The sequence below is a fragment of the Stenotrophomonas sp. TWI273 genome, from assembly GCF_039674765.1.
Taxonomy (GTDB): Bacteria; Pseudomonadota; Gammaproteobacteria; order Xanthomonadales; family Xanthomonadaceae; genus Stenotrophomonas.
Map to the genome: position 1 here is coordinate 1 of NZ_JBDJOA010000037.1, position 8,157 is coordinate 8,157.

Sequence of the window (8,157 nt, forward strand, 5' to 3'; positions counted from 1 at the left end):
ATGGCCCGGGCAATCGACGTGGGCGTAATGACGTTCGGTGGATTCGTATTCGACGTGTGCGGTCGAGATCGTGATGCCACGTGCCTTTTCTTCCGGCGCGGCGTCGATCGAGGAGTAATCCTTGAACTCGCCGCCGAAGCGCTCGGCACCGATCTTGGTCAGTGCAGCGGTCAGCGTGGTCTTGCCGTGATCGACGTGACCGATGGTGCCGACGTTGACGTGCGGCTTGGTGCGCTCGAACTTACCCTTTGCCATTGTTGTATACCTTGGATATCAGAAAAGAATGAGGTGGAGTCCTGAGCTTACGCTCAGGACTTCTTGATCACGGTTTCGGCGATGTTGTTCGGCGCCGGCTCGTAGTGGTCGAACTCCATCGTGAACGTTGCGCGACCCTGGGTCTGCGAACGCAGCGAGGTGGCGTAACCGAACATTTCACCCAGCGGGATCATCGCGTTGATGATGCTGGCCGAACCGTCACCGGTGGTGCTCGAACCCTGCAGCACGCCACGACGACGGCTGACGTCGCCCATCACGTCACCCTGGTAATCCTCCGGGGTCACGATCTCGACCTTCATGATCGGCTCCAGCAGGACCGGCTTGGCCTTCTGGAAGCCCTGCTTGAAGGCCATCGAGGAGGCCAGCTTGAACGCCATTTCCGAGGAGTCGACGTCATGGTACGAGCCGAACACCAGCTTCACCTTGACGTCAACGACCGGGAAGCCAGCCAGCGGACCGCTGGTGATGGTTTCGCGCAGGCCCTTTTCGATCGACGGAATGAATTCCTTCGGAATCACGCCACCGGTGATGTCGTTGATGAACAGGAAGTCGTCCTTGATCATCGGACCGATCTTCGGGTCGGCACGGTCTTCAGCGGTGATCGGCGACAGCTCGATCACGACGTGACCGTACTGACCCTTACCACCGGACTGCTTGGCGTGCTTGTAGTCCGACTTGACGTCGGCCATCTGGATGGTTTCGCGGTACGCAACCTGCGGCTTGCCGACGTTGGCTTCAACGTTGAACTCGCGCTTCATGCGATCCACGATGATGTCCAGGTGCAGCTCGCCCATGCCCGAGATGATGGTCTGGCCGGATTCTTCGTCGGTCTTGACGCGGAACGACGGATCTTCCTGGGCCAGACGGCCCAGCGCCAGACCCATCTTTTCCTGGTCGGACTTGGTCTTCGGTTCGACGGCCATCGAGATGACCGGCTCCGGGAACACCATGCGCTCCAGGATGATCGGGTGGTCCTGCGAGCACAGGGTGTCACCGGTGGTGGTGTCCTTCAGACCCACCGCAGCGGCGATGTCACCGGCCAGCACTTCCTTGATCTCTTCGCGATCGTTGGAATGCATCTGCAGGATGCGGCCGATGCGCTCCTTCTTGCCCTTGACCGAGTTCAGCAGCTGGTCGCCGGCGTTCAGGGTGCCCGAGTAGACACGGAAGAAGGTCAGCGCGCCGACGAACGGATCGGTGATGATCTTGAAGGCCAGCGCCGAGAACGGCGCCTTGTCATCGGACTTGCGGCTCAGCGCAATGGTTTCGTCGTCCACGTCGGTACCGGTCACGTCCGGCACGTCGATCGGCGACGGCAGCAGCTGCACCACGCCGTCCAGCATGGCCTGCACGCCCTTGTTCTTGAACGCCGAGCCACAGTACATCGGCACGATGTCGGTGGCCAGGGTGCGCACGCGCAGGGCTTCGACGATTTCGGCCTCGGTCAGCTCTTCGCCGCCCAGGTACTTTTCCATCAGCTCTTCGCTGGCTTCAGCCGCGGCTTCGATCATGTAGGTACGGGCCTCTTCGGCCTCCGCCTGCATGTCAGCCGGGATCTCCAGGTACTCGAACTTCATGCCCTGCGAGGCTTCATCCCAATGGATGGCCTTCATCTTGATCAGATCGACCACACCCTTGAAGCCGTCTTCAGCGCCGATCGGCAGCTGCATCGGCACGGCGGTGGCGCCGAGCTTGGCCTTCAGCTGGCCAACGACCTTGGTGAAGTTGGCACCGGTGCGGTCCATCTTGTTGACGAAGGCAATGCGCGGCACCTTGTACCGGTTGGCCTGACGCCACACGGTTTCCGACTGCGGCTGCACGCCACCGACGGCGCACAGCACGAACACCGCACCGTCGAGCACGCGCAGCGAGCGCTCCACTTCGATGGTGAAGTCGACGTGTCCGGGGGTGTCGATGATGTTGAAGCGATGCTCCGGCAGGGACTTGTCCATGCCCTTCCAGAACGCGGTGGTGGCAGCGGACTGGATCGTGATGCCACGCTCCTGCTCCTGCTCCATCCAGTCCATGGTGGCAGCGCCGTCGTGCACTTCACCGATCTTGTGGCTCTTGCCGGTGTAGAACAGGATGCGCTCGGACGTGGTGGTCTTGCCGGCATCGATGTGGGCCATGATGCCGAAATTGCGGTAACGCTCGATGGGAGTGGTGCGGGCCACGGGAGCCTCTCAATTTCTTGGAATTCGGATGGCCGAACGCCGCCTTTCGGCGGCCTTCGGATTGGCGCGGCACCCCAGGTGCCGCGGGGCAGCACCTAGATGGTGCTGCCGTGCCTGTTTTGCAAGGCCGTCAAACTCACCAGCGGTAGTGCGCGAAGGCCTTGTTGGCTTCGGCCATGCGGTGGGTTTCTTCGCGCTTCTTGATGGCGCCACCACGATTTTCCGAGGCGTCCAGCAGTTCGGCAGCCAGCTTCTTCGGCATGGTGTTTTCACCACGCTTACGAGCCGAGTCGATCAGCCAACGCATGGCCAGGGCCATCTTGCGCGACGAACGCACTTCGACCGGCACCTGGTACGTAGCACCACCGACACGGCGGGACTTGACTTCGACCGACGGAGCCACGTTTTCCAGAGCCTTCTGAACCAGCTCGACGGAATTCGGGTTCTTTTCGCCGATCACGTCCATGGCACCGTAGACGATCTTTTCAGCGACCGACTTCTTGCCGCTCAGCATCACCATATTGATGAAACGAGCGATGGTTTCACTTCCGTGCTTCGGATCCGGCAGGACAGAGCGCTGCGGCGTATTACCTTTACGAGACATGTGTACTTTCCCTTAGCTCTTCGGACGCTTGGCGCCGTACTTGGAACGGCCCTGGCGACGCTTGGCAACGCCGGAGGCGTCCAGCGAGCCACGCACGGTGTGGTAACGCACACCCGGCAGATCCTTGACGCGACCGCCACGGATGAGGACCACGGAGTGCTCCTGCAGGTTGTGGCCTTCGCCGCCGATGTAGCTAATCACTTCTTCCTGGTTGGTCAGGCGAACCTTGGCAACCTTGCGAAGCGCCGAGTTCGGCTTCTTCGGAGTGGTGGTGTACACGCGCGTGCAGACACCACGGCGCTGGGGGCACTTATCGAGAGCCGGGGAGGCACTCTTATAAGTGGTTGCCTGCCGCGGCTTGCGGACAAGCTGATTGATCGTCGCCATCAGTATGTTCTTCTGAGAGAGGCCAATGAAAAGACTGGCCATGAATGCGGAAATGTGCGAGCAGGCAAAAGACCGGCCTGCTGAGACAGACGATTGTAGCAACCCGGCGAAAACGCAGTCAAATGCGCACGCGCCAAGCCAGCCCTGATCCCGGGCCGTTACAGGGGAGCCTTTTCCATGCCCCCCGTTCAGGTTGTCAAGCCGGTCCGTTGAAAGACCGGCGGGCATCCTACCTCATCGGCAGGCAGACGACCAGTGGCCGATGCCTGCTGACTTACCGGGAGGGCCATCGACCGGAGTCGACGCCCTGCCCTGCCACGGGCCCGGCCGAAGCCGGGCCTGCGTATTACTCGTCGCTGCCCGGAGCCTGTTCAGCTTCGGTCGATTCCACCGCCACGGCGGCCACCGGGGCCACCTCAGCCACGGCCGGCGCGCTGCCGGACAGGGTCTGCATTTCCGAGTCGGTCAGCCCGGAGGCGTTGCGACGACGGTTGGCGTGGTACGCCAGGCCGGTACCGGCCGGGATCAGACGGCCGACGATGACGTTTTCCTTCAGGCCGCGCAGGTTGTCCGAGGTGCCGCGAACGGCCGCTTCGGTCAGCACGCGGGTGGTTTCCTGGAACGACGCCGCCGAGATGAACGACTCGGTCGCCAGCGATGCCTTGGTGATACCCAGCAGGACCGGATCGAAACGGGCCGGCAGCTCGTTGCGGGTGGCCAGGCGGGCATTTTCCTCGATGACGCGCTGGCGCTCGGCCTGCTCGCCATTCAGGAACTTGCTGGTGCCCTGATCGGTGATCTCGACCTTGCGCAGCATCTGGCGGGTGATCACCTCGATGTGCTTGTCGTTGATCTTCACGCCCTGCAGGCGATACACGTCCTGGATTTCCTTGACCAGGTAGGCCGCCAGCGGTTCGACACCCAGCAGACGCAGGATGTCCTGCGGGCTCGGCTCGCCGTCCACGATGGTTTCGCCCTTGGTCACGTGCTCGCCTTCGAACACGATCACCTGACGGTACTTCGGGATCAGCTCTTCGTGTTCCGAACCATCGGTGTCCTTGATGATCAGGCGCTGCTTGCCCTTGGTGTCCTTGCCGAAGCTGATGATGCCCGAACGCTCGGCCAGGATCGCCGGATCCTTCGGCTTGCGTGCTTCGAACAGATCGGCCACGCGCGGCAGACCACCGGTGATGTCGCGGGTCTTGGACGCTTCCTGCGGGATCTTGGCGACCACGTCACCCACGCCGACGGCGGCGCCGTCCTGCAGGTTGACGATCGAGCGCGGCGGCAGCAGGTACTGCGCCGGCAGATCCGTGTTCGGGATGGTCAGATCGTTGCCGTTCTTGTCCACGATGCGCACGATCGGGCGCAGGTCCTTCGCCTGCGAACCACGACGCTTCGGATCGGTGATTTCACGCGATGCCAGGCCGGTCAGTTCGTCGGTCTTCTCGATGACGGTGACGCCGTCGATGAAGTCGATGAAGCGGATGAAACCAGCCACTTCCGACACGATCGGGTGGTTATGCGGGTCCCAGTTGGCCACGGTCTGGCCAGCCTTGACCGCATCGCCGTCCTTGGACGTGATGGTCGCGCCGTACGGCAGCTTGTAACGCTCACGCTCACGGCCGTGGGCATCGAGCACCGACATTTCGCCCGAACGCGAGACCGCCACCAGCGAACCGCTGGCGTGCTCGACCGACTTCAGGTTGTTGAACTTCACCGAACCGGTGGTCTTGACGGTGATGTTGTCCACCGCCGCAGCTCGCGATGCCGCACCACCGATGTGGAACGTACGCATGGTCAGCTGGGTACCCGGCTCACCGATCGACTGTGCGGCGATGACGCCGACCGCTTCACCGATGTTGACGATGTGGCCACGGGCCAGATCGCGACCGTAGCAGTGTGCGCAGACGCCGAATGGCGAGGCGCAGCTGATGGTCGAACGGACCTTGACCGACTGCACCGACGCATCTTCCAGCTTGGCCACCCACTGCTCGTCGAGCAGCGTGTTGCGGGTCACGATCGGATCTTCGTCGTTGCCCGGCAGGAACACGTCCTCGGCCACGACACGACCCAGCACGCGGTCCTTCAACGGCTCCACGACGTCGCCGCCTTCCACGATCGGGGTCATGGTCAGGCCTTCGGTGGTACCGCAATCCACCTCGGTGATGACCACGTCCTGCGCCACGTCGACCAGACGACGGGTCAGGTAACCCGAGTTCGCCGTCTTCAGCGCGGTATCGGCCAGACCCTTACGGGCACCGTGGGTGGAGTTGAAGTACTCCTGCACGTTCAGGCCTTCACGGAAGTTCGCCTTGATGGGCGTTTCGATGATCGAGCCATCCGGACGCGCCATCAGGCCGCGCATACCGGCCAGCTGACGGATCTGCGCCTGCGAACCACGGGCACCGGAGTCGGCCATGATGTACAGCGAGTTCATCGACTTCTGGTCGATGGTCTCGCCTTCGGCGTTGACCACCTTCTCGGTACCGATGGTGTCCATCATCGCCTTGGCGATGCGTTCGTTGGTGCGCGACCAGATGTCGACCACCTTGTTGTAGCGCTCGCCGGCGGTGACCAGGCCCGACTGGTACTGCTCCTGGATTTCCAGCACTTCAGCTTCGGCCTCGGTGAGGATGCCGCGCTTCTCGTCCGGGATCAGCATGTCGTCGATGCCGATCGACACGCCAGCGCGGGTTGCGTAGGCAAAGCCGGTGTACATCAGCTTATCGGCGAACACGACCGTGTCCTTCAAGCCCAGCTGACGGTAGCTGGAGTTGATCAGGCGGCTGATGTTCTTCTTGGTCAGCTCGGTGTTGGCCAGCGCGAACGGCAGGCCTTCCGGCAGGATTTCAGCCAGCAGGGCGCGACCGATCGTGGTGTCCACGATCGAGGTCTTGTTCTGCTTGTTGCCTTCCTCGTCGGTCACCACTTCGGTGATGCGGACCTTGACGCGTGCGTGCAGTTCCACCACGCGGTTGTCGTAGGCGCGCTTGACTTCGGCGATGTTGGCGAAGGCCATGCCCTCGCCCTTCTTGTTCACCAGCGAGCGGGTCATGTAGTACAGACCCAGCACGACGTCCTGCGACGGCACGATGATCGGCTCGCCGTTGGCCGGCGACAGGATGTTGTTGGTGGACATCATCAGCGCACGCGCTTCCAGCTGGGCTTCCAGCGAGAGCGGCACGTGGACGGCCATCTGGTCACCGTCGAAGTCGGCGTTGAACGCGGTGCAGACCAGCGGGTGCAGCTGGATGGCCTTGCCTTCGATCAGGACCGGCTCGAACGCCTGGATGCCCAGACGGTGCAGGGTCGGCGCACGGTTCAGCATCACCGGATGTTCGCGGATGACCTCTTCCAGGATGTCCCAGACTTCGGCTTCTTCGCGCTCGACCAGCTTCTTGGCGGCCTTGATGGTGGTGGCCAGGCCACGACGCTGCAGCTTGGCGAACACGAACGGCTTGAACAGCTCAAGCGCCATCTTCTTCGGCAGGCCGCACTGGTGCAGGCGCAGGTACGGACCGACCACGATGACCGAACGGCCCGAGTAGTCGACGCGCTTGCCCAGCAGGTTCTGACGGAAGCGACCCTGCTTGCCCTTGATCATGTCGGCCAGCGACTTCAGCGGGCGCTTGTTGGTGCCGGTGATGGCACGGCCGCGACGGCCGTTGTCCAGCAGCGCATCGACCGATTCCTGCAGCATGCGCTTTTCATTGCGCACGATGATGTCCGGCGCGTTCAGCTCGAGCAGGCGGCGCAGGCGGTTGTTACGGTTGATGACGCGGCGGTACAGATCGTTCAGGTCGGAGGTCGCGAAGCGGCCACCGTCCAGCGGCACCAGCGGACGCAGGTCCGGCGGCAGCACCGGCAGCACGGTCATGACCATCCACTCCGGACGGTTGCCCGACTCGAGGAAGGCCTCGACCAGCTTGATGCGCTTGGTCAGTCGCTTGAGCTTGGTTTCCGAACCGGTGCTGGCGATTTCTTCGCGCAGGCGGGTCATTTCCGACTGCAGGTCGATCGTGCGCAGCAGTTCGTACACGGCCTCGGCGCCCATGGCGGCATCGAAGTCGTCGCCGTGTTCCTGGCGTGCCTGCAGGTACTGTTCTTCGGTCAGCAGCTGGCGGCGCTCCAGGGCGGTCAGGCCCGGCTCGGTTACCACGTAGGCTTCGAAGTACAGCACGCGCTCGATGTCACGCAGGGTCATGTCCAGCATCAGGCCGATGCGCGACGGCAGCGACTTGAGGAACCAGATGTGCGCGACCGGCGAGGCCAGATCGATGTGACCCATGCGCTCGCGGCGCACCTTGGCCAGGGTGACTTCGGTGCCGCACTTTTCGCAGACCACGCCGCGGTGCTTCATGCGCTTGTACTTGCCGCACAGGCACTCGTAGTCCTTGACCGGTCCGAAGATGGCGGCGCAGAACAGGCCGTCACGTTCCGGCTTGAAGGTACGGTAGTTGATGGTTTCCGGCTTCTTCACTTCGCCGAAGGACCACGAACGGATCAGGTCCGGCGAGGCCAGCGCGATCTTGATCGCGTCGAAGTCCAGCGTCTGACGCTGCTGGTTGAAGAGGTTGAGCAAGTCTTTCATGGTGTTTCTCCGAAAGGAGGAAATCTTGTCGATGGGGCTGTCGGTTCAGATGTGGCGGCGGGGGGGGCGGGGGGGCCCCCCCCCCCCCGCCCCAAGGCAGACCAAACAAAACAATTTGGAAA

5 protein-coding genes are annotated in these 8,157 nt (G+C 62.7%); all 5 read right to left on the reverse strand.

The genetic code is table 11. The annotated features are described in order from the left end of the window. The coding region (locus tag ABE571_RS18655) for a GTP-binding protein (protein ID WP_346464516.1) at nucleotides 1–255 on the reverse strand (255 nt) is incomplete at its 3' end. A 53-nt stretch (nucleotides 256–308) separates the two neighbouring features. Beyond that, nucleotides 309–2,450 (reverse strand): elongation factor G, encoded by a 2,142-nt coding sequence (gene fusA / locus ABE571_RS18660; RefSeq protein ID WP_121044654.1) that lies wholly within the window; start codon nucleotides 2,448–2,450, stop codon nucleotides 309–311. 136 nt (nucleotides 2,451–2,586) lie between these two features. Next, on the reverse strand, nucleotides 2,587–3,054 hold the full coding sequence (rpsG, locus tag ABE571_RS18665) for a 30S ribosomal protein S7 (protein ID WP_019186122.1): 468 nt from the start codon (nucleotides 3,052–3,054) through the stop codon (nucleotides 2,587–2,589). Nucleotides 3,055–3,066: 12 nt separating this feature from the next. Beyond that, nucleotides 3,067–3,441: a 30S ribosomal protein S12 gene (rpsL, locus tag ABE571_RS18670; RefSeq protein ID WP_017356008.1), complete on the reverse strand. Its 375-nt coding sequence runs from the start codon at nucleotides 3,439–3,441 to the stop codon at nucleotides 3,067–3,069. A gap of 346 nt (nucleotides 3,442–3,787) precedes the next feature. Then, entirely contained in the window at nucleotides 3,788–8,035 is a 4,248-nt protein-coding gene (gene rpoC, locus ABE571_RS18675; protein ID WP_088434181.1) for a DNA-directed RNA polymerase subunit beta', read from the reverse strand. Between the last annotated feature and the right edge of the window lie 122 nt (nucleotides 8,036–8,157).